The organism is Aestuariibaculum marinum, from assembly GCF_014596975.1.
GTDB lineage: Bacteria > Bacteroidota > Bacteroidia > Flavobacteriales > Flavobacteriaceae > Aestuariibaculum > Aestuariibaculum marinum.
In genome coordinates, this window is sequence record NZ_JACVXD010000005.1 from 186,940 (window position 1) to 207,799 (window position 20,860).

Consider the following 20,860-nt stretch of genomic DNA (forward strand, 5'->3'; position numbering starts at 1 on the left):
TTTGTGCAACTAAATCATATACTTTGAAAATATCAAGAGAAGTTAAAACAGGCGTATTAGTAGTAGCAGGAATTGTTCTTTTTGTTTTTGGATACAACTACTTAAAAGGACAAAATTTACTTGAAGCCGAAGATCTTTATTACACCGATTTCGATTACAATGCATTAACAAAATCATCTGTAGTTACTGTTAAAGGTAATGCCGTAGGTAAAGTTCAGGATATCTCATACGATTTTGAAACTGGAAAAACCCATGTTGCTTTTACGGTAAATCCGAATTTAAAATTTTCAAAGAATTCTACCATTAGAATGTACGAAACAGGCTTGATGGGCGGTAATGGTTTGGCAATTTTAGTTAGTGAAGTTGGCGAGCAGGCAAAACCAGGAGATAAATTAAAATCTGAAGTTGAAATGGGACTGGTAACCAGCCTGTCTAAAAACTTTTCAGGGTTAAGTATGGATTTAAATTCTACTTTAAAATCGGCCGATTCGTTAATTGTCAGTTTAAACAAAGTGGTTAACGACCAGTCTGAAACAGGTTTAAAACATACCGTAGCACAGTTAAATGAAACCTTAAAGGCGTTTGAGGCAACTTCGCTACACATAAATGGGTATTTAGTTGATAATAAAAAAACTATTGAAACCACTTTAGGTAACTTCAAAACATCGAGCGAGGATTTATCTATTATGTTAGCCGATTTAAAGGAGGCTGATATGGGAGCTACCATTGCGTCATTAAATAAAACCTTAGAAAGCTTACAAAGTGTATTGGCCTCGGTGGATGAAGGGGAAGGTACACTTGGTAAATTGCTAAAAGACGAAGGTTTATATAACAATATAGAAGGCGCAACCAAGGAAATGGAAGAGTTGCTAAGAGATATTAAATTACACCCAAAACGTTATTTCAGAATTTTATCGAAAAAAGAAATTCCGTATACCAACGAAGAAACCAACTAATTACTAATGGAATACTTGCCAAATATACTTTTTGCTATCATATTAGCTGCAGGTATTGGCTATTTTGCTAAGAATGTAAAAAAGCTAATACGTAATATTAAATTAGGACGCGATGCCGATGTAAGCGACAATAAATCAGAGCGTTTTAAAAACATGGCCATGATTGCCTTGGGGCAAAGTAAAATGGTGCGTAGGCCGGTAGCAGGTATTTTACATATTATTGTGTATTTGGGCTTCATTATTATTAATATTGAAGTTTTAGAAATTATTATCGATGGGTTGTTTGGTACGCATCGCATATTTTCAGTAATCGGAGCCACTTACGGATTTTTAATTGGCGCTTTTGAAGTTTTAGCATTATTAGTATTTGTATCGGTAATAGTATTCTGGATTCGTAGAAATATTATTAAACTTAAGCGTTTCTGGAAAGCCGAAATGACTAGTTGGCCTAAGAATGACGGTAACTTCATTTTGTATTTTGAAATGGTGTTAATGACCTTGTTTTTAGTGATGAATGCTACCGATGTGCATTTTCAAACCATGAATTTAGGTAATGTTATTAGTCAGTACATGGCACCTTGGTTTAGCGGCCTGTCCGAAGGCACACTTCACCTTATCGAAAGAGGCGCTTGGTGGTTACACATTGTAGGGATTTTAGTTTTTCTAAACTACTTATACTTTTCAAAACATTTACATATCCTGTTGGCATTTCCAAACACCTATTATGGAAAGTTAGCACCCAAAGGGCAATTAAACAATTTAGAATCGGTTACCAACGAGGTGAAAATGATGATGGATCCAAATGTCGATCCCTTTGCTGCGCCTCCAGAAGGTGCTGAGACAGCGGTGCCTGAAAAATTCGGCGCTAGCGACGTTCAGGATTTAAGTTGGGTGCAGTTACTAAATGCTTATACCTGTACCGAGTGTGGACGATGTACAAGTGAGTGTCCGGCGAACTTAACAGGAAAAAAATTATCGCCTCGTAAAATCATGATGGATACCCGCGACCGTTTAGAGGAAGTAGGTAGGAATATCGATGCTAATAAGGGCGAGTTTAAAGATGACGGTAAGCAATTATTGGGCGATTATATTTCAACTGAAGAGCTTTGGGCATGTACCACATGTAATGCCTGTGTTGAGGCTTGTCCGGTAAGTATTGATCCGTTGTCAATAATTTTAGAAATGCGTCGTTATTTGGTTATGGAGCAAAGTGCGGCACCAACCGAGTTAAATAATATGATGACCAATATTGAAAACAACGGAGCTCCTTGGCCATATAACCAAATGGACCGTTTAAACTGGAAAGACGAATAAATGAACAGATGAAATATTCAACCGCCATATTAACGCTTATTTTTATGTTTTTATTGAAAAGCGTTGCTGGGCAAGTTGGATATCAAAAGGATTCTTTACAAATTAAGGTGTATACCGAAGTCGAGTACCAAAATTATTGGGCTCAGGATATTAGAGTGAAAAAGGTATTTTGTGATTATTGCACAAAATTTCAAAAAGAACAGATAGGCAACGAGGCGCTTAGGCGAACTTATCTGGTTAGAAATAATAAGAAATTCAGAATGCCCAGCGGTGTTTTTCGGCACGCCCTCTACATTAGAATAGCGAAAAAAGATTTTGCAAGGTTACGTGAAGATAACATGATGAAGGATTCTGTTTTAACGATAAACGAACAACGAAACTAAAGACATGGTCTTTATTAAAAAGAATATCTAATGAGCGAAGTACTTAATGTGCCAACCATGGCAGAATGTATGGCCGAAGGCAGACAACCCGAAATTTTGTTTTGGGTGGGGTCGGCCGGAAGTTACGACGATAGAGCTAAGAAAATAACCAGAGCATTCGTTAAGATTCTTAATAAGGCTAATGTCGATTTTGCGGTTTTAGGAACTGAAGAAAGTTCTACGGGTGATGTTGCTAAACGTGCAGGAAATGAGTTTTTGTTCCAAATGCAGGCGGTTACAAATATTGAAATTCTAAACGCTTACGAGGTAAAGCGTATCGTTACGGCTTGTCCGCATTCTTATAATACTTTAAAAAATGAATACCCACAATTAGGAGGGAATTATGAGGTTTTACATCATACACAATTTATAAACGATTTAATTACTTCTGGACGTTTAAAAGTAGAGTCAGATAATGCGTTTAAAGGAAAACGCATTACGTTTCACGATCCGTGTTATTTAGGTCGCGCTAATGATGTGTATGAAGCACCAAGAGCTTTATTAGAAACTTTAGGTGTTGAGTTGGTTGAAATGAAACGCCACCGCAAAACAGCATTGTGCTGTGGTGCAGGCGGAGCCCAAATGTTTAAAGAACCAGAAAAAGGAGATAAAGACATTAATATTTTAAGAACCGAGGATGCTCTTAAAACCAACCCAAATATTATAGCTACCGGTTGTCCGTATTGTAATACCATGATGACCGATGGCGTAAAAGTCAAAGAAAAAGAAGCCGATATATCGGTATTAGACGTGGCAGAATTAATTGCCAATGCACAAGGAGAATAAAATGTAAGCTGAGCGCAGGCTAAGCGTCTTAAAAACAAAAAAAATGCTAGTAGATTTTAATACATTACCAGAAGAATCTCGAGTTTGGATATACCAGGCTAACCGCTCATTTACTGAAGCGGAAATCGGAGAAATAGAAGAAAAATTAAACGTATTCTTAGAGAACTGGACGGCTCATGGTAGCGATTTAAATGCCGGATACCTGATAAAATATAAACGTTTTATTGTTATAGGGTTAAATCAGAATTTGAATAAAGCCACAGGGTGCTCTATCGATGCATCGGTACGTTTTATTCAGGAACTGGAACAAGACTATAAGGTCGATTTGATGGATAAGATGAATGTGTCTTATAAGCAAGGAGAATATATTGCTTATAAATCACTTACCGATTTTAAACAGATGGCCAAAGACAAAGCGGTTTCTAAAAACACGATTGTTTTCAATAATCTGGTAGCTAATATTGCTGACTTTAATGAAAACTGGGAAGTGCCTGCAAGCGAGAGCTGGCACAGCCGTTTTTTAAAATAGATACCTAGGGTTTTATGAATTAACAGTTTTTTTTAATATTACGAGAAAATTTGAATAGGATAAATCTATCTTAAAATACTTCTATTTTACTACTAAAAGTGTTATTTTGGCATGATTATTACGGCATATTTATGCAAGTAATAACATCATAATTAATCCATTTTTATGCGTCAAATCTTTTCTATACTTACTACCCTCTTTATTACCGCAATTCTTTTTGCTCAGGATTCTGCAAATCCATTATTAACGCCGGATGGTCATGCCCAACAACGTTGGGTAGACAGTATATACAATTCTATGTCCTTAAAGGAAAAAATAGGGCAGTTGTATATGGTTCAGGTGATGTCTAATCAGGATCAGGCAACCAAAAATAAAATAGTAGATCTTATAAAGGAATACCAGATAGGTGGGGTTATTTATTCTTTGGGAGGGCCAGTTCGTCAAGCAAAATTAGATAATGAACTGCAGGCCTTATCCAAAGTACCTTTGTTAGTGGGTATGGATGCTGAATGGGGTTTAAGCATGCGCCTCGATTCTACCTATGCGTTTCCCTGGAATATGACGCTTGGTGCAATAAAAGACAATAATCTAGTAGAACAAGCCGGAAGGCAAATTGGTGAGCATTGTAAACGCTTAGGGGTACATTTTAATTTCGCTCCGGTGGTAGATATTAATACCAATCCTAAAAATCCAATTATAGGAAACCGTTCGTTTGGTGAAGACCGCGATAATGTTACCGAAAAGGCCTCCGCCTTTATGAAAGGGATGCAAAGTGCCGGTGTTTTAGCAAATGCCAAGCATTTTCCAGGGCATGGAGATACTGATCAGGATTCTCATAAAACACTTCCAACAGTTAGCTTTGATGAAAAGCGTATCGACTCTATTGAGTTATACCCTTATAAAAAATTAATTAAAGAAGGGCTTTCCAGTGTGATGGTAGCCCACTTAAATGTACCCAGTTTAGAACCTCGTGAAGGCTATCCGTCATCGCTATCAGAACATATTGTAACCGATATCTTAAAAGAAAAACTTCAGTTTGAAGGGTTAACGTTTACCGATGCCTTGACCATGAAAGGTGCCGCAAACTTTAGTGAGACCGGCGATATTGATTTAGCGGCTTTTAAAGCAGGGAACGATGTGATGTTGATGTCTGAAGATGTAGGTGTTGGTGTCTCTAAAATTGCGGACGCATATTATGCTGGAGAGATTTCAGAAGAGCGCTTGGCATATTCGGTAAAGAAAGTGCTTATGGCAAAATATAAAGTGGGATTAAATAAATACAAACCTATTGTTTTAAAGCATTTAATTGAAGATTTAAACCGACTTAAAGATGATCTCATATACGAGGAGCTTTTAGAAAATGCGATTACTATTGTACAAAATGAAAGAGAATTGTTGCCTATTCAACAATTGGAAACTAGAACCATCGCATACGTTGGTTTGGGAGATGATGAGGGTAAGCCATTTTTTAACGAATTAAAAAAGTATACCAAAGTCCACCAAATTGAAGCGCCTACATTAGATGGGTTAACAGCTAAATTGCAGGATTATAATACGGTTATTATAGGGTTTCATCGATCGAATGCAAACCCATGGAAAGGGTATGAATTTACAGAAGATGAATTACAATGGATAGACAATATATCGAAATCGCACACTGTGATTTTAGATGCTTTTGTGAAACCTTATGCCTTAACGAGTTTAAAATCGATAACTAATATTGAAAGCATCATTGTAAGTTACCAAAATAGCGAAATTGCACAGCAAAAGTCAGCGCAGTTAATTTTTGGTGCTATAGATGCGGTAGGTGTTTTACCGGTCTCTATTGGTCAAACTTTCCCTGTGGGACATGGTATTCACAGGCACGCCATTAAGCGTTTAGGATATACTATTCCGGAGCGTGTTGGTGTCGATTCAGAGAAATTGAATAAAATTGATTCGTTAGTCAATAAGGCGATTAAAGGAAAAATGACCCCAGGAATTCAGCTGTTAGTGGCAAGACGAGGAAAAGTTATCTATAATAAGAATTTTGGAAAGCATACTTACGAGGGAAAAGAGAAAGTAGCTTGGGACGATATTTATGATGTGGCTTCACTCACAAAAATATTAGCAACATTACCATTGGTCATGGAAATGGAGCAAGAGGGGATCATTTCATTAGATTCTAAATTGGGTGAATTAATGCCGGAATATAAAGGTTCAAATAAAGAAGATGTAACCATAAAGCAAATGTTATCGCATTACGCACGATTACGTCCTTGGGAACCGTTTTACTATCATACCTTAGACTCAGAAAGTGGACGCCCAAGCGATACATATTACAGAAAAGTACGCAGTAAGGAATTTGATGTAGAAGTGGCTAAAAATATGTATTTACGTTCCGATTATCCAGATTCTATTCAAAGGATAATCAGGGAATCAGAACTGCTTCCGAAGTTAAAATATCGCTACAGTGACTTTCCATATTACATTTTAAAGAAATTTATTGAAACCTATTACGACAGAACTTTAGAGCAGTTAGTACAAAGTCATTTTTATGAGCCTTTAGGAGCAAATTATACATTGTATAACCCATATCATAAAATTAGTAATAAAAAAATTGTGCCTACCGAGGTCGATAATTATTACCGATATAGAGAAGTACATGGGTATGTTCACGATATGGGGGCCGCCATGCAAAATGGTATTGGTGGTCATGCAGGCATTTTTAGTAATGCTAACGATGTGGCTAAAATTATGCAGATGTATTTACAAAAGGGATATTATGGCGGAAAGCAGTTTTTAATGTCAGAAACAGTCGATCGTTTTAATACCAGTTATTATAGTTCTAAAGACAATAGACGGGGCGTAGGGTTCGATAAACCGCAGTTGAGTGGCGACGGACCAACCTGTGGTTGCGTGTCTTTTTCAAGTTTCGGGCATTCTGGGTTTACCGGAACTTATGCTTGGGCAGACCCGGAAAAAGAAATAGTTTACGTATTTTTGGCAAATAGAACTTACCCGAATGCAGATCATAATCTGCTGTTAAAAGAAAATATTAGAACCGATATTCAAAGCTTAATATATCAAGCCATTATCGATTAAAGAAAGTAGTTATAAAAAGAAAATGAAAATAGGTATTGTTTGTTACCCAACGTTTGGAGGTAGTGGAGTAGTTGCTACAGAGTTAGGTTTAGAACTTTCTAAACGCGGTCATGAAATTCATTTTATTACCTACAACCAACCGGTTAGGTTAGAGTTGGTGAGTAACAATGTGCATTATCACGAAGTGAATGTGCCGGAATATCCTTTATTCCATTATCAACCTTATGAGTTGGCTTTGTCAAGCAAATTGGTTGATATGGTAAAACTACATGGTATTGAGATTTTACATGTACATTACGCGATTCCGCATGCTTATGCAGCATATATGGCGAAAAAGATGCTTATTGAAGAGAATATTTATGTACCTATTGTAACAACTTTACATGGTACCGATATTACTTTAGTGGGAAGTCATCCGTTCTACAGACCGGCGGTAACCTTCAGTATTAATAAATCAGATGCAGTAACAGCAGTGTCTCAAAGCTTAAAAGATGATACTTTGCGTTTATTTGATATTAAAAATGAAATTAACGTAGTAACCAATTTTATTGATTTAGATAAACATAATGTGTTATTTTCAGATTGTCAGCGTAGTTTAATGGCAAAAGATGACGAAAAGATTATAACGCATATTAGTAATTTACGTCAGGTTAAACGTGTTGATGATGTTATTGAGGTCTTTTATAATATTCAAAAAGAAATGCCAGCTAAATTGATGTTAGTTGGAGAGGGGCCTGAGCGAGAAAGGATAGAAGCACGTTGTGTAGAACTTGGCATTTATAACAAAGTTGCCTTTTTAGGAAAGAGTAACGAGATTGATAAAGTGCTTTGGTTTAGTGATTTGTTCTTATTGCCATCAAAAACCGAAAGTTTTGGTTTGGCGGCATTGGAAGCAATGGCCTCTGGGGTACCGGTAATTTCAAGTAATACCGGCGGTATTCCTGAAGTTAATATTCAAGGGGTATCAGGGTTTTTAAGCGATGTTGGTGATGTAGCCGATATGACTAAAAATGCATTATACATTTTAAGTGATGAAGAACGGTTAAAAACCTTTAAAGAAAATGCGCGTAAAACCGCTTTAAAGTTTGATGTACATATGATTGTGCCACAATATGAAAAAATTTATGAGGATACTTTAGCGAAGTGTTTAGTACTTTAATCTAAACATGCTGATCGATTAAAATAGCATTGCCATCCGGGTCTAATACCACACAGCTTGCAGGTCCGGACGTTGTTTCATCGGCTTCACTTTTCAAAAGTATACCAGAAGATTTCAAATGTTTTTGAATGGTTCTAACATCGTCGAATGTATCTAAGGGTTTGGCATTTTCATCCCAGCCAGGATTAAAGGTTAGAATATTATTTTCAAACATACCTTCAAATAAACCAATTAAGGCATTGCCGTTTTTCATAATAAGATAATTTTTATCCATATCTCCTGCAAAAACAGAAAAACCTAAGGTTTCATAAAAGTGTTTTGAAGCTTTTATATCTTTTACACTTAAACTAATTGAAAACGCTCCTAATGTCATAATTAATGATTTATGGTTAGTTTTATAAAGATAGCAATAAGGTTTCGAATTAAAAATTTACAAAATTTACTCATAAAAAAAAAGCGCCAGAATTGGCGCTTTTCTATTTATATATTGTTTCGATTAGAATTGGTATCTAATACCTAAAGCGATATCAAAATCTAAGTCATCTCTAAAATCCCCAAAACCTAATTCAGGTCTGAAATCTAAAGATAACATTAAAGGAATATCAAAGCTGTATTCGATACCTAAGTCTCCTGCAATAAAAATAAAGGTTTCGCTATCATCATCTAAATCAGGATATTTGTCGTTATCCCAGCTGTAAGAGCCAAGACCACCACCGGCACCAACATACCAGTTAAAACGGTTTTCTAAAGGAAAAACCCATTGGTATAAACCGGTAAGTTTAAAACCATCCCAGTTGTTGCTACTTCTCCAGCCTAAGTCTGCTTCAATACGATTAGCACCACCTAATGCATGTTGGTAAGAGATTTCGGCTCCGAAACCATCGCTATCTCCAAGTCTTAAACCTAAGGCGTGTTTTGAAATGTCCTGTGCATTCGAGACAAATACAAATCCTAATACTGCAAATGCTAATAAAAATAATTTTTTCATAAAGTTTTAAGTTTTGTTTATAAAATGAATATACGAAGATTTTTAATAAAAAGATTATAATTTTCGTACTCCATAACTAAATGTAAAAATATGATGAAAATTGTAATTATATTTATCTTTTTTAGGAATTATTGAAAAGGCAATCATGCAAAACACCTTAACAGCACATTTACAGGTACTAAGCAAAAAATTATCTGGCGAATTATATTTTGATGAATTGATAAAAGCAATTTATGCAACCGATGCATCGGTATATCGTATGTTGCCCGAAGCAGTGGCTTATCCAAAAAATAAGGAAGATATAAAGTTACTTATTGAGTTTGCAAAGAAGTATAACACGTCTTTAATTCCCAGAACAGCAGGAACATCTTTGGCAGGACAATGTGTAGGAAAGGGCATTGTAGTAGATGTTTCAAGACATTTTACAAATATTTTAAATTTTGATGAAAAGGCTAAAACCGTAACTGTAGAGCCAGGTGTTATTCGAGACGAATTAAATAATTATCTAAAGCCTTACGGATTGTTTTTTAGTCCGATAACCTCTACATCTAATCGTGCTATGATTGGCGGAATGGTTGGAAATAATTCATCAGGAACAACATCTATTCAATATGGAGTAACCAGAGATAAGGTAATTGAGATTCAAGCCTTGTTAAGTGATGGAACTGAAGCCGTGTTTGGGGAAATACCACCTGAAGTATTTCATAAAAAAGCTAAAGCACATTCTTTAGAAGGTCATATTTACAGAAGTATTTACGGCGCTTTAAACTCTAAGGGCGTGCAGAAGGAAATTAAAGAGAAGTTTCCAAAACCTGAAATTCACAGGCGTAATACAGGCTATGCTATAGATGAACTGATAAAGTCTAATATTTTTACTGATTCAGAAGGTAATTTTAATATGTGTCAGTTATTGACCGGAAGTGAGGGAACACTAGCTTTTTCAACCCAGATTACTTTAAAATTAGACGAATTACCTCCACAGGAAAGTGTGATGGTGGCTGCGCACTTTAACAGTATAGAGAACTGTTTAAATGCCGTTGAGTTAACCATGGCGCATAATTTGTACACCTGCGAAATGATGGATAAAACCATTCTTGATTGTACAAAAAATAACAGAACTCAGCAGGAGAATCGTCGGTTTATTGAAGGCGATCCCAAAGCTATTTTAATGTGTGAGGTGCGTGCCAATACTAAAGCTGAGGTTGAAGTTTTAGCCAATCAATTGGTAGCAAGCATACAGGCATCCGAATTGAGTTATGCGTATCCTAAATTGGTGGGTGAAGATATCAATCGTGCCAATACTTTACGCAGTGCCGGATTAGGATTGTTAGGGAACATTGTAGGTGATAAAAAATCGGCAGCCTGTATTGAAGATACTGCTGTGGCCTTGCCAGATTTATCGAATTATATTTCGGAGTTCACAGCATTAATGAAAGGTTATAACCAAGAGGCTATTTATTATGCACATGCCGGAGCAGGGGAGTTACATTTACGCCCCATTTTGAATTTAAAAACCTCTGAAGACGTTGGGTTGTTCAGAAAGATTACAACCGATGTAGCTCATTTAGTCAAGAAATACGGTGGATCGATGAGTGGTGAACATGGTGATGGTATTGTGCGTGCCGAGTTTATTCCGTTAATGATAGGCGATATCAATTATCAGATATTAAAGCGGATAAAAGATGCTTTCGATCCTGATAATATTTTTAATCCCGGAAAGATTGTTGATGCGTTACCAATGGATAAAAGTTTGCGTTATCAAACCGATCGTAAAGAGCCGGAAATAAAAACCTTAATGGATTTCTCAGCATCACAAGGTATTCTGAGAGAGACTGAAAAATGTAATGGTTCCGGAGATTGTAGAAAACTTCCGGAGTTTGGTGGCGTGATGTGTCCGAGTTACAGAGCTACACGACATGAAAAAGATACTACGAGAGCCAGAGCGAATGCGTTACGTGAATTTTTAACCAATTCCGATAAGGATAATAAATTTGATTACGAGGAGTTGAAAACCGTTTTCGATTTGTGTTTAAGCTGCAAAGCCTGTGCCAGCGAATGCCCGAGTAGTGTGGATGTCGCAACCTTAAAAGCAGAATTCCAATACCAGTATCAAAAAGCTAATGGGGTATCGTGGCGAACGAAAATGTTTGCCTATAATAATAAGTTGAATCGTTTTGGAAGTGTGTCACCTGCGCTCACAAATTTTATGTTTTCAAACGGATGGACGTCTTCTGTGTTAAAAAAGACTTTCGGTATTGCTAGAGAGCGTCAATTACCATTAATTTCAAAAAGAAGTTTTAAAAAGGTATTTAAAAGGCTTGATGATAAAACCTATGTAAGTAAACCTATTAAAACAGTTTATCTGTTTAATGATGAATTTTTGAATTATTTAGATACACCAATCGGTATTGATGCTTTTGAATTGCTTACTGCGTTAAATTATGAAGTGAAGGTTGTAAATCATCCCGAGTCTGGACGTACATTTTTATCAAAAGGACTGTTAGAGCAAGCTAAAAAGGTAGCCAATACAAATATTTCCATTTTTAAAGATTTAGTTACAGGGGAGACGCCACTAATCGGAATTGAACCTTCTGCGATTTTAAGCTTTAAAGATGAATATTTAAAGTTGACAGACGATAGAATTTCAGCGGAATATGTTTCTAGACATGTGTTTTTAATTGAAGAATTTATTCAGCAGGAAATTAAATTAGGTAATATTAAGCCGGAACAGTTTACTTCAGAATCCAAGACTATTAAATTCCACGGACATTGTCATCAAAAATCAATGGGAAATCAATTGTCGAGTTTCGATGTTTTGAATTTACCTAAAAACTATAAAGTAACTATTATACCAAGCGGATGTTGCGGTATGGCGGGTAGTTTTGGTTACGAAAAGGAACATTATGATGTGAGCATGAATGTAGGAGAACAAACCCTGTTTCCTGCCGTTAGAAAAGCATCAACTGAAACTATTATTTCGGCAAACGGGACTAGTTGCAGACATCAGATTAAAGATGGAACAGGTCGGGAAGCAAAACATCCTGTAACAGTTTTAAGAGAAGCCTTAATTTAATATTTAAGACTTCTTTTTTTGTTGCTCTACGATGGTAATGGCAGCAATTAAATCCTTGATTTCTTTATCTTCAAATTCTTCGTCAGGATAAAACGGAGCTAGTTTGTCGTTACTGTAATTGTAAATTTTCCAGCGTTTAAATTGGTATTCTAAGGCGGTAAAATTTTCAACCCAGTCACCGGAGTTTAGGTATACTGTTTTTCCGTATTTGTTTTCAATATACTCCATTTTAGGTTGGTGTATATGACCGCAAATGACATAGTCGTAACCATTTTCAATGGCTAAATCAGATATGGTTTTTTCGTAGTCATCAATATATTTTATAGCACCTTTTACACCGTTTTTCACCTTTTTAGATAAGGAATAGCGCTCTTTACCACGTTTTTCTAAATACCAGTTAACACCGCGGTTGAGTAAAGTAAGTAGGTCGTAACCATAACCCCCAAGTTTCGCTAGCCACTTCGCATTTTGTATAGAAACATCAAACACATCGCCATGAAAAAACCAGGCTTTTTTTCCGTGAAGTTCTAAAACCAGTTTGTCAACAATAGAAATGTTACCAATAGATGTGCCGCTAAATTTACGGAGCATTTCATCGTGATTACCGGTAATGTAAATTATTTCAACACCATCGGCCGCCATATCCATAATCTTTTTTATAACTTTTAAGTGTGATTTTGGAAAGTAACGTTTACTAAATTGCCATACATCAATAATATCGCCGTTTAAAATTAATTTTTTAGGCGTGATACTATTTAGGTAGGTTAACAGCTGTTTGGCGTGACACCCATAAGTGCCCAAATGTACATCTGATATTACGGCGATTTCTATTTTTCTTTTAATCTTCAAGTGTTTAAAATATTTAGATGTAAAATACGGGAACAGATATTACCTAATCATTATCTGGTATTTATTTAAATATCAGCATATTGTTAAGACTGTGTTATCTGTTTTATGTGTTTTGTGTGTGTTTCATTCAATTTCATTTCCGTATCTCTAAGAATAAATTTATTTTAGCAAGCAAAATTAAAGACATGGCTGGAAATTCCTTCGGAAAACTGTTTACATTAACAACTTATGGCGAATCTCATGGTCCTGCGTTAGGTGGGGTTATTGATGGTTGCCCTTCTGGAATTGAGTTAGATTTAGAGGCGATTCAACAAGAGTTAGATCGCAGAAAACCGGGGCAATCGGCTATTGTGACACAGCGCAAAGAGCCGGATACGGTAAAGTTTCATTCAGGAATTTTTGAAGGAAAAACAACGGGAACATCTATTGGGTTTGTAATTGAAAACACCAATCAGAAATCTCACGATTACTCGCATATAAAAGACAGTTATCGACCTAGTCATGCCGATTACGTTTACGATAAAAAATACGGGTTTAGAGATTACCGTGGTGGCGGACGCAGTTCAGCGCGTGAAACCGCAAGCCGAGTGGTAGCAGGGGCTGTTGCCAAACAAATGCTAAAGGGTATTGAGTTCTCTGCTTATGTATCGGCTGTTGGGACCATGAAACTTGAGAAACCACATACTGAATTAGATTTAACGCAAATTGAATCTAATATTGTAAGATGTCCGGATGCCGACATGGCAGCAAAAATGGAGTCTTACATCAAGGAAGTACGCTCAAAAGGCGATACAGTTGGCGGCGTTGTAACCTGTGTGATTAAAAATGTACCAATTGGTTTAGGCGAGCCGGTATTCGATAAATTACACGCCGAATTAGGGAAGGCAATGCTATCTATTAATGCTGTAAAAGGTTTTGAATACGGTAGTGGTTTTGAAGGAAGTACCATGTACGGTAGTGACCATAACGATGCGTTTAACAACGACGGGTCTACAAAAACAAACTATTCAGGAGGAATTCAGGGCGGTATAAGCAACGGTATGGATATCTACTTTAATGTCGCCTTCAAACCTGTAGCGACGTTAATTCAAAAGTATGAGACTATAGATAAAGACGGAAACACGGTTGAAATGCAAGGTAAAGGGCGACATGATCCTTGCGTGGTTCCCCGTGCGGTACCTATTGTAGAAGCGATGGCAGCCTTAGTTATTGCTGATTTCTGGTTACAGAATAAGGCAATTCATATGTAGCTGTTTCCCGCTTTCCGTTAAATCTTTATAAGCCTTAATCTGTTTGTTTAAGGCATAAAAAGGATATCACTTCAATCGGGGCTAAGGCTCCGATTTATTTTAATAATATTTAGTAACTTCATCCCAAACAGAAGACATTTACAATATGAAAAAACTAGCATTACACTGGAAGATTATAATAGGTATGGTTCTGGGAATCATTTTCGGATTCATTATGAATGGTATCGATGGCGGTAAAGGTTTTGTAGCCGATTGGGTTGCGCCTTTCGGAACCATTTTTATCAATCTTTTAAAGTTAATTGCAGTTCCATTAATCCTGGCATCGTTAATTAAAGGAATATCGGATTTAAAAGATATTTCTAAAATTAAATCCATGGGATTACGTACCATAAGTATTTATGTGTTTACCACTCTGGTAGCTATTGTTATCGGGTTAAGCATTGTAAATGTTGTAAAACCTGGTGAAGGTATGCCTCAGGATACCATTGAAAAAATTAAGGCTAAATATGAAAATGATGCGGGGGTTGCTGACAAATTAGCAAAAGCAACAGCTCAAAAAGACGCAGGACCCTTACAGGCTTTGGTTGATATTTTTCCAAGTAATATCTTTCAGTCTTTTGCTGAAGCATCTATGTTACAGGTTATTTTCTTCGCAATGTTTGTTGGTATTTGTCTGTTGTTAATTCCTGAAGAAAAAGCCAAGCCTTTAGTAAACTTCTTTGATTCACTAAATGAAGTCGTGATGAAAATGGTTGATTTAATCATGTTATTTGCGCCTTATGCGGTATTTGCATTATTAGCAAACGTCATTATAGCGTTTGATGACATCGAGATTTTAATCAAACTATTATATTACGCTGGTTGTGTTGTTGGTGGCTTATTTATAATGATTTGTTTCTACTTGTTGTTAGTAAGTATTTATGCAAAAAAATCACCATTGTGGTTTTTACAGCAAATTAGTCCGGCGCAACTTTTGGCATTCTCAACCAGTTCTAGTGCGGCTACTTTACCGGTGACTATGGAGCGTGTTGAAGAACATATTGGAGTAGATAAAGAAGTGTCTGGTTTTGTATTACCCGTTGGAGCAACCGTAAACATGGATGGTACCAGTTTGTATCAGGGTATTGCAGCGGTATTTATTATGCAGGTAATTTGGCCGGAAGGATTGACCTTTTCTAATCAATTGGTTATTGTAGCTACGGCGTTATTAGCCTCCATAGGAAGTGCGGCAGTACCTAGTGCCGGGATGGTTATGTTAGTGATTGTTTTGGAATCTATTGGTTTTCCAGCGGAATTACTACCGATTGGTTTAGCGCTTATTTTTGCAGTAGATCGCCCTTTAGATATGTGTAGAACAGTTGTAAACGTTACCGGAGATGCCACGGTGTCTGTTTTGGTAGCAAAGTCTTTAGGTAAGCTACATGAGCCTCGCGTTAAAAACTGGGACGATAATTTAAAGAAATAAAAGCATGACTAAGCTTGTTTTAAGAGAACCATCTGTAACAGTAGATTGGCTGTATAATCACCTGGCGTCTGAAAATCTGGTGATTTTAGACGGAACCATTAATAAAGTGTTTGATGCGTCTCAGGAACAAATTCCAAAGGCAAGGTTTTTCGATATAAAAAATAAGTTTAGTGAAGTGGGGGCACCGTTCCCAAGTACCTTTCCATCAACAGAGCAATTCGAATACGAAGCACAAGCTTTAGGAATAAATAAGGATAGTGCCATTGTAGTTTATGACGACAAAGGAATTTATTCCTCGGCACGTGTTTGGTGGTTGTTTAAAGCTTTTGGGCACGATAATGTGGCAGTTTTAAGTGGCGGATTGCCTTCTTGGAAAAAAGCTAATTATCCTACAGAAGCGATGACTCCATTTAAAGGTGCTAAAGGAAATTTTCAAGCTGAATTGAATAATGAAGCTATGAGGTTTTTTGAGGATATGCAGAGAGCATCATCAATCAAATCTCACGTCATTGTTGATGCGCGCTCTAAAGCACGTTTTAATTGTGAAGCACCTGAGCCTCGTGAAGGTTTGCGCACGGGAACGATTCCAAACTCGGTGAATCTGCCATTCACAGATTTATTGAACAATGGAGAATTGAAATCGAAAGAGGATATAGAATCTATGTTTGCCGTTGTAGCGAAGAAAGAAGAGCCGATTATATTTTCATGTGGTTCTGGAATTACCGCTTGTGTACTCGCTTTAGGAGCAGAGCTTAGTGGTTATAAAAACATTTCGGTTTATGATGGCTCGTGGACGGAATGGGGCAGCTTAACCGAAAGTTAAAAACAATTTATGAAAGTTTTATTCTTACCTTTTTTTCTGTTTGTCTGCTTGGGTTATGCTCAAACTTTTCAATTGCAAAACGGTGATTTAATTTTTCAATCTATCGATTGCGGACCTTTGTGTGATGCGATTAATCAGGTGACTGAAGGTTATCAGGGTAATGATTTCAACCATATGGGGATGGTCGTTATTCAGGGTAAGAAACGTTATGTACTGGAGGCCAGCGGAACAGAAGTTAGCTTAACGCCATATGATGCTTTTGTCTCAAAATCCGATATGCCTATGTATGTTGGACGTTTAAAAAAGCGATACAGAAATTTAATTCCAGAAGCTATTGCTTTTGGTGAAAAGCAACTGGGAAAGCCATATGATGTGAATTATTTATACGATAACGATAAGTACTATTGTTCCGAGTTAATTTATGATTGTTTTTTAAATGCTAATGGAAAGCCCTTCTTTAAACTATTTCCTATGACCTATAAAGCACCTGGTTCTGAAGTCTATTTTAAAGTTTGGGAAGATTACTTTAAGAATTTAAATATGGAAGTGCCGGAAGGTCAACCCGGCTGTAATCCAGGCGGCATGTCGCTATCTAAAAAGATTAGAATTATAGGAACACTTTAGGGGTTACTCTAAAAACTTGCTTTTTAATTCCGGAGAAGGAATCATACAACGCTCTTTTTTGCCAAACCATTTATAGCGGTTTTTGGCAATAAAGTCATAAACCCAGTTTCTAATAAAGGCCGGAACAATTCGGAATACAGAAAGTATATTTGCAGGAAAGCCTAAGTGCGATGCAACTTTTAAAGCAGCTGTCGATTTATAGGTGATACCTTTTTCTGGAATATAAAGTAAAATAGAGTCTGTTTTATTCGTGTCTATGTTGTATTCTTCTATTATTTGCTTTCCTAACTGGCTTTGAAGCGGGGTAAATAAAAATGTGTTTTTCTTATCGCGTTTTATAATGAAGTTAACACTGGAGTTGCACAAATTGCAAACGCCGTCAAAAAGAATCAATTGTTTGTTTATAGGGATAGCGACCTTCATGTTTTAAAGGTAAAAAATAAAGATAAAACCTGTTGAACTACTTTACGCGTTCAACAAGTTCTAACTGATCTAAACTTACATTGGTTGTAAAGATACCATAGTTAACCACGGCTTTGTTTTTCTCAATTTTATCGATGGTACCCACCGCTCGTCCGTCTTCTAAACGTACGCGGTCGCCAATAGTTAAAATCGGTTTTGGTTTTGGTGCTTCAATCGCTTTTTGTTTTGCTTCCTTTTTCTTTTCGCGAATCACTTCAACCTTTTTCTCAACTTCTTTTTTAACCCTGTTTTCTTTGGCTTTTATTTTTTGTTTTTCCTTTTTATTAACCTTTTTACGTTTTGAGTTTTCAACCTGAACCAATTTAAACAACTCGTCCATTAGGGCGCGTTTTTGCTTATTATTGAAATACTTGTCGGCTAAATCGTCAACTTTTTGTCCCAGATAAATTAAACGCTGATTACTGTCGTAAAGTTCTTGGTAACTTTCTAGTTTCTTTTGAATGCGAGTATTGATTTCTTCCAGTTTATCGGCTTCTTCAATTTTTTTCTTTTCATTCAGTTTTAGCGACTGACCCGTTTTCTCAAGTTTAGAGCGTTCTTTTTGTAGCTTGGCTATCGTAGCATCAAAACGGACTTTACTGCGTTCAATCTTCTTCTTAGCGCGGTTTATCAATCCGAATGGGATGCCATTTTTCTGAGCCACTTCAAATGTAAAACTACTTCCTGCTTGTCCAATCACTAATTTAAATAACGGCTCCAGTGTACGCTCGTCAAAAAGCATATTAGCATTCAGCATGTTTGGCAATTCATTAGCTAATATTTTTAAATTGGAATAATGGGTCGTGATAATTCCGAAAGCTTCACGGTGGTAAAATTCTTCCAGAAAGGTTTCCGCCAAAGCGCCACCTAATTCAGGATCACTACCTGTACCAAACTCATCGATTAAAAACAGGGTGTTTTTGTTGCATTTCCTTAAGAAATAGTTCATCTGTTTCAATCGGTAGCTGTAAGTACTCAAATGATTTTCTATCGATTGGTTGTCTCCAATATCACTCATTACGCGATCGAACAAGCAAGCTTTACTGCGCTCGTGAACAGGAATAAGCATACCACTTTGCAACATAACCTGTAATAAACCAACAGTTTTCAGGGTGATACTTTTACCACCAGCATTAGGTCCGGAAATGACAATAATGCGGCTGTCCTGCTTTAGTTCTACAGTTTGAGGAAAAGTTTTAGCTTTCTTTTTAAGATTATTAAGATATAATAGTGGGTGATAAGCCTCACGCAAGAACATACTTCGATCTTCAGTAATTTCTGGAAGAATAGCGTTTAAAGATTGTGCGTATTTGGCTTTCGCCGAAATCACATCGATGGTTATTAAAAACTCTTGATACTTAGCAAACAACTCGTTAAAAGGACGAATGTACTCGGTAACTTCCTTTAAAATTCTAGTGATTTCTTCTTTTTCTTCGTATTCTAAATTGTTGAGCTCCCTCGAATATTTCAGGGTAGCTTCAGGTTCCATATATACAATGCTACCTGTTTTACTACTACCTAAAATTGTACCTTTAACTTTACGTCGATACATGGCTTTTACAGCTAATACACGTCGGTTTTCTAAAACAGACTCCCGAATATCATCTAAATATTCTAAACCGTGGTAGGTGTTTAAAGCTGTTGCAAAACTACTGTTTATTTGCCCTTTTACCTTATTGATAGACTGACGTAAGTCGTAAAGTTTATCGGATGCATTGTCTTTAATATCTCCAAAGCGGTCAATAATAGCATTGATTTTATCAATGATAATTTTAGTGACTTCAATATGAGAAGCGTATTCATGAAGTTGCGGATAATATTCTTCAAATTTCTTGAGGAATAAAACGATCTCATTAGAGGTTGTTGAGATAGCAGCTATTTTTTTTAGACTGTGAACTTCTAAAAAGGTGTTTTCTATATTTAAAAGCTTTATTTCTTTAGATATGGTATCGAAACTATGGTTAGGAATACGGTTGTCGTTAGCAAACGACGATACATATTCGTAGGTTAACTGTAAACTGTTTAACAGTTCCGTTTTGTTTCTGTAAGGGGCTATTTCTAAAGCTCTTTCATTCCCAAGTGGCGTGATACAATGTTCGCTAACTTGTTGTAAAACGGTTGGGAATTCTAAGTCTTGTAATGTCTTGTTGTGAATGTTAATCATTCTGTGCTATAAATATGAATACGAAAGCCGCAAAGTTACGTAATATGTATATAAATCTGAAGAGGTAATTCTTTGTCTTAAAATATGTTAATTAACACTTGTAACTCGTTCTTTAACAAAAGAATAACAGGTGTGTGTTGAAATAGTGAATACCTTACCAGAGCAAAATTGAGAATGAAGATGCTGTTTGAAAATACAAATGTATGTTTTTTAAAAATCGTCATCAATCAATCAAACTATAGAACAGTTTGCAAAGCTCAATGTATTTAGGTTGAGCTTTGTTTTGCCCCAAGTTTACTTGATAATCAAGATTAAAAGCTTGGTTTAGCCATGAAGCGATTCTCCCGTGCCGTAGCTTTTAATAATCTTGCTTTCAAATTCTATTAACTGTTTCCAGCGTTTTTCTACATCAACCCCTTTCCCGAATTTTCTGGCGAAAGTGATAAATGTGGTATAATGGCTCGCCTCACTAACCATTAAATCGTAATAGAATTTACTTAATTCTTCATCTTTAATGGTATTTGATAATAATTTGAAGCGTTCACAACTTCTGGCTTCAATCATGGCAGATAGCAGCAGTTTGTCTACCATACGCTGAATACGGTTTCCGCCCTTATTCATGAATTTAAAAAGCTCGTGAACATAACTGTCTTTGCGTTCGGGGCCTAATTGGTAGCCACGGGCTTTAATGATGTCGTGAACCATTTGAAAATGCTCCAGTTCTTCCTGAGCGATCTCAAGAAGCTCCGTAACCATATCGGGGTATTCTGGATTTTGAGTGATTAACGTTATAGCGCTGGTTGCTGCTTTTTGTTCGCACTAGGCATGGTCGGTAAGTATTTCTTCTATATTTGATTCCGCAAGGTTAGCCCATCGTGGGTCAGTTTCCAATTGTAAATGAAGCATGATAAA

17 protein-coding genes and 1 pseudogene are annotated in these 20,860 nt (G+C 36.5%); 12 read left to right on the forward strand and 6 right to left on the reverse strand.

The features are described from left to right. Positions 1-23 precede the first annotated feature (23 nt). From ICJ85_RS10780 to bshA, 7 genes are all read left to right on the forward strand, one after another. Positions 24-956 (forward strand): MlaD family protein, encoded by a 933-nt coding sequence (locus tag ICJ85_RS10780; protein WP_188223799.1) that lies wholly within the window; start codon positions 24-26, stop codon positions 954-956. Between the two features lie 6 nt (positions 957-962). After that, the gene (locus ICJ85_RS10785) at positions 963-2,270 is read left to right on the forward strand and encodes a (Fe-S)-binding protein (protein WP_188223800.1); all 1,308 of its coding nucleotides are present in this window, start codon (positions 963-965) and stop codon (positions 2,268-2,270) included. An 8-nt stretch (positions 2,271-2,278) separates the two neighbouring features. Beyond that, positions 2,279-2,653, forward strand: coding sequence for a hypothetical protein (locus ICJ85_RS10790; RefSeq protein ID WP_241739532.1), 375 nt, complete (start codon positions 2,279-2,281; stop codon positions 2,651-2,653). A gap of 30 nt (positions 2,654-2,683) precedes the next feature. Next, the gene (locus ICJ85_RS10795) at positions 2,684-3,478 is read left to right on the forward strand and encodes a (Fe-S)-binding protein (protein WP_188223801.1); all 795 of its coding nucleotides are present in this window, start codon (positions 2,684-2,686) and stop codon (positions 3,476-3,478) included. A 43-nt stretch (positions 3,479-3,521) separates the two neighbouring features. Next, positions 3,522-4,007, forward strand: a complete 486-nt coding sequence (locus tag ICJ85_RS10800; RefSeq protein ID WP_188223802.1) for an ABC transporter ATPase — start codon at positions 3,522-3,524, stop codon at positions 4,005-4,007. Positions 4,008-4,172: 165 nt separating this feature from the next. Beyond that, positions 4,173-7,091, forward strand: coding sequence for a glycoside hydrolase family 3 N-terminal domain-containing protein (locus ICJ85_RS10805; protein WP_188223803.1), 2,919 nt, complete (start codon positions 4,173-4,175; stop codon positions 7,089-7,091). 22 nt (positions 7,092-7,113) lie between these two features. Further along, on the forward strand, positions 7,114-8,250 hold the full coding sequence (gene bshA / locus ICJ85_RS10810) for an N-acetyl-alpha-D-glucosaminyl L-malate synthase BshA (RefSeq protein ID WP_188223804.1): 1,137 nt from the start codon (positions 7,114-7,116) through the stop codon (positions 8,248-8,250). Position 8,251: 1 nt separating this feature from the next. Here bshA and ICJ85_RS10815 read toward each other — a convergent pair whose 3' ends face one another. Next, entirely contained in the window at positions 8,252-8,623 is a 372-nt protein-coding gene (locus tag ICJ85_RS10815; RefSeq protein ID WP_188223805.1) for a VOC family protein, read from the reverse strand. 123 nt (positions 8,624-8,746) lie between these two features. After that, positions 8,747-9,238, reverse strand: a complete 492-nt coding sequence (locus ICJ85_RS10820; protein WP_188223806.1) for a hypothetical protein — start codon at positions 9,236-9,238, stop codon at positions 8,747-8,749. 145 nt (positions 9,239-9,383) lie between these two features. On the opposite strand from ICJ85_RS10820, the gene ICJ85_RS10825 reads away from it, so the two are divergent. After that, the gene (locus ICJ85_RS10825; protein ID WP_188223807.1) at positions 9,384-12,311 is read left to right on the forward strand and encodes an FAD-binding and (Fe-S)-binding domain-containing protein; all 2,928 of its coding nucleotides are present in this window, start codon (positions 9,384-9,386) and stop codon (positions 12,309-12,311) included. Positions 12,312-12,314: 3 nt separating this feature from the next. Here the strand turns inward: ICJ85_RS10825 and ICJ85_RS10830 are convergent, their stop codons facing one another. Then, complete coding sequence (locus ICJ85_RS10830; protein ID WP_188223808.1) at positions 12,315-13,160, reverse strand: UDP-2,3-diacylglucosamine diphosphatase; 846 nt, start codon at positions 13,158-13,160, stop codon at positions 12,315-12,317. A gap of 185 nt (positions 13,161-13,345) precedes the next feature. On the opposite strand from ICJ85_RS10830, the gene aroC reads away from it, so the two are divergent. The 4 genes from aroC (at position 13,346) to ICJ85_RS10850 (ending at position 17,322) form a co-directional block, all read left to right on the forward strand. Then, entirely contained in the window at positions 13,346-14,410 is a 1,065-nt protein-coding gene (gene aroC, locus ICJ85_RS10835; RefSeq protein WP_188223809.1) for a chorismate synthase, read from the forward strand. 145 nt (positions 14,411-14,555) lie between these two features. Then, complete coding sequence (locus ICJ85_RS10840; RefSeq protein ID WP_188223810.1) at positions 14,556-15,875, forward strand: dicarboxylate/amino acid:cation symporter; 1,320 nt, start codon at positions 14,556-14,558, stop codon at positions 15,873-15,875. A 4-nt stretch (positions 15,876-15,879) separates the two neighbouring features. Then, positions 15,880-16,698 carry a sulfurtransferase gene (locus tag ICJ85_RS10845; RefSeq protein WP_188223811.1) on the forward strand — a complete coding sequence of 273 codons (819 nt, stop codon included), beginning with the start codon at positions 15,880-15,882 and terminating at the stop codon, positions 16,696-16,698. Between the two features lie 9 nt (positions 16,699-16,707). Further along, a complete protein-coding gene (locus ICJ85_RS10850) occupies positions 16,708-17,322 on the forward strand; it encodes a YiiX/YebB-like N1pC/P60 family cysteine hydrolase (protein ID WP_188223812.1) in 615 nt (204 codons plus the stop codon). A 3-nt stretch (positions 17,323-17,325) separates the two neighbouring features. On the opposite strand, the gene ICJ85_RS10855 is transcribed toward ICJ85_RS10850, so the two are convergent. The 3 genes and pseudogenes from ICJ85_RS10855 to miaE form a co-directional block, all read right to left on the reverse strand. After that, positions 17,326-17,745, reverse strand: coding sequence for a thiol-disulfide oxidoreductase DCC family protein (locus tag ICJ85_RS10855; RefSeq protein WP_188223813.1), 420 nt, complete (start codon positions 17,743-17,745; stop codon positions 17,326-17,328). 37 nt (positions 17,746-17,782) lie between these two features. Beyond that, positions 17,783-19,948 carry an endonuclease MutS2 gene (locus tag ICJ85_RS10860; protein ID WP_188223814.1) on the reverse strand — a complete coding sequence of 722 codons (2,166 nt, stop codon included), beginning with the start codon at positions 19,946-19,948 and terminating at the stop codon, positions 17,783-17,785. 324 nt (positions 19,949-20,272) lie between these two features. After that, positions 20,273-20,854: pseudogene (gene miaE / locus ICJ85_RS10865) on the reverse strand (tRNA isopentenyl-2-thiomethyl-A-37 hydroxylase MiaE). Positions 20,855-20,860: the final 6 nt, after the last annotated feature.

Excerpts from the sequence above, each read along its gene's own strand:
- ICJ85_RS10785 (WP_188223800.1), top strand. The coding sequence starts at position 963 with ATGGAATACTTGCCAAATATACTTTTTGCTATCATATTAGCTGCAGGT.
- ICJ85_RS10790 (WP_241739532.1), top strand. The coding sequence starts at position 2,279 with ATGAAATATTCAACCGCCATATTAACGCTTATTTTTATGTTTTTATTG.
- ICJ85_RS10795 (WP_188223801.1), top strand. The coding sequence starts at position 2,684 with ATGAGCGAAGTACTTAATGTGCCAACCATGGCAGAATGTATGGCCGAA.
- ICJ85_RS10800 (WP_188223802.1), top strand. The coding sequence starts at position 3,522 with ATGCTAGTAGATTTTAATACATTACCAGAAGAATCTCGAGTTTGGATA.
- ICJ85_RS10805 (WP_188223803.1), top strand. The coding sequence starts at position 4,173 with ATGCGTCAAATCTTTTCTATACTTACTACCCTCTTTATTACCGCAATT.
- bshA (WP_188223804.1), top strand. The coding sequence starts at position 7,114 with ATGAAAATAGGTATTGTTTGTTACCCAACGTTTGGAGGTAGTGGAGTA.
- ICJ85_RS10815 (WP_188223805.1), bottom strand. The coding sequence starts at position 8,623 with ATGACATTAGGAGCGTTTTCAATTAGTTTAAGTGTAAAAGATATAAAA.
- ICJ85_RS10820 (WP_188223806.1), bottom strand. The coding sequence starts at position 9,238 with ATGAAAAAATTATTTTTATTAGCATTTGCAGTATTAGGATTTGTATTT.
- ICJ85_RS10825 (WP_188223807.1), top strand. The coding sequence starts at position 9,384 with ATGCAAAACACCTTAACAGCACATTTACAGGTACTAAGCAAAAAATTA.
- aroC (WP_188223809.1), top strand. The coding sequence starts at position 13,346 with ATGGCTGGAAATTCCTTCGGAAAACTGTTTACATTAACAACTTATGGC.
- ICJ85_RS10840 (WP_188223810.1), top strand. The coding sequence starts at position 14,556 with ATGAAAAAACTAGCATTACACTGGAAGATTATAATAGGTATGGTTCTG.
- ICJ85_RS10845 (WP_188223811.1), top strand. The coding sequence starts at position 15,880 with ATGACTAAGCTTGTTTTAAGAGAACCATCTGTAACAGTAGATTGGCTG.
- ICJ85_RS10850 (WP_188223812.1), top strand. The coding sequence starts at position 16,708 with ATGAAAGTTTTATTCTTACCTTTTTTTCTGTTTGTCTGCTTGGGTTAT.
- ICJ85_RS10855 (WP_188223813.1), bottom strand. The coding sequence starts at position 17,745 with ATGAAGGTCGCTATCCCTATAAACAAACAATTGATTCTTTTTGACGGC.
- ICJ85_RS10860 (WP_188223814.1), bottom strand. The coding sequence starts at position 19,948 with ATGATTAACATTCACAACAAGACATTACAAGACTTAGAATTCCCAACC.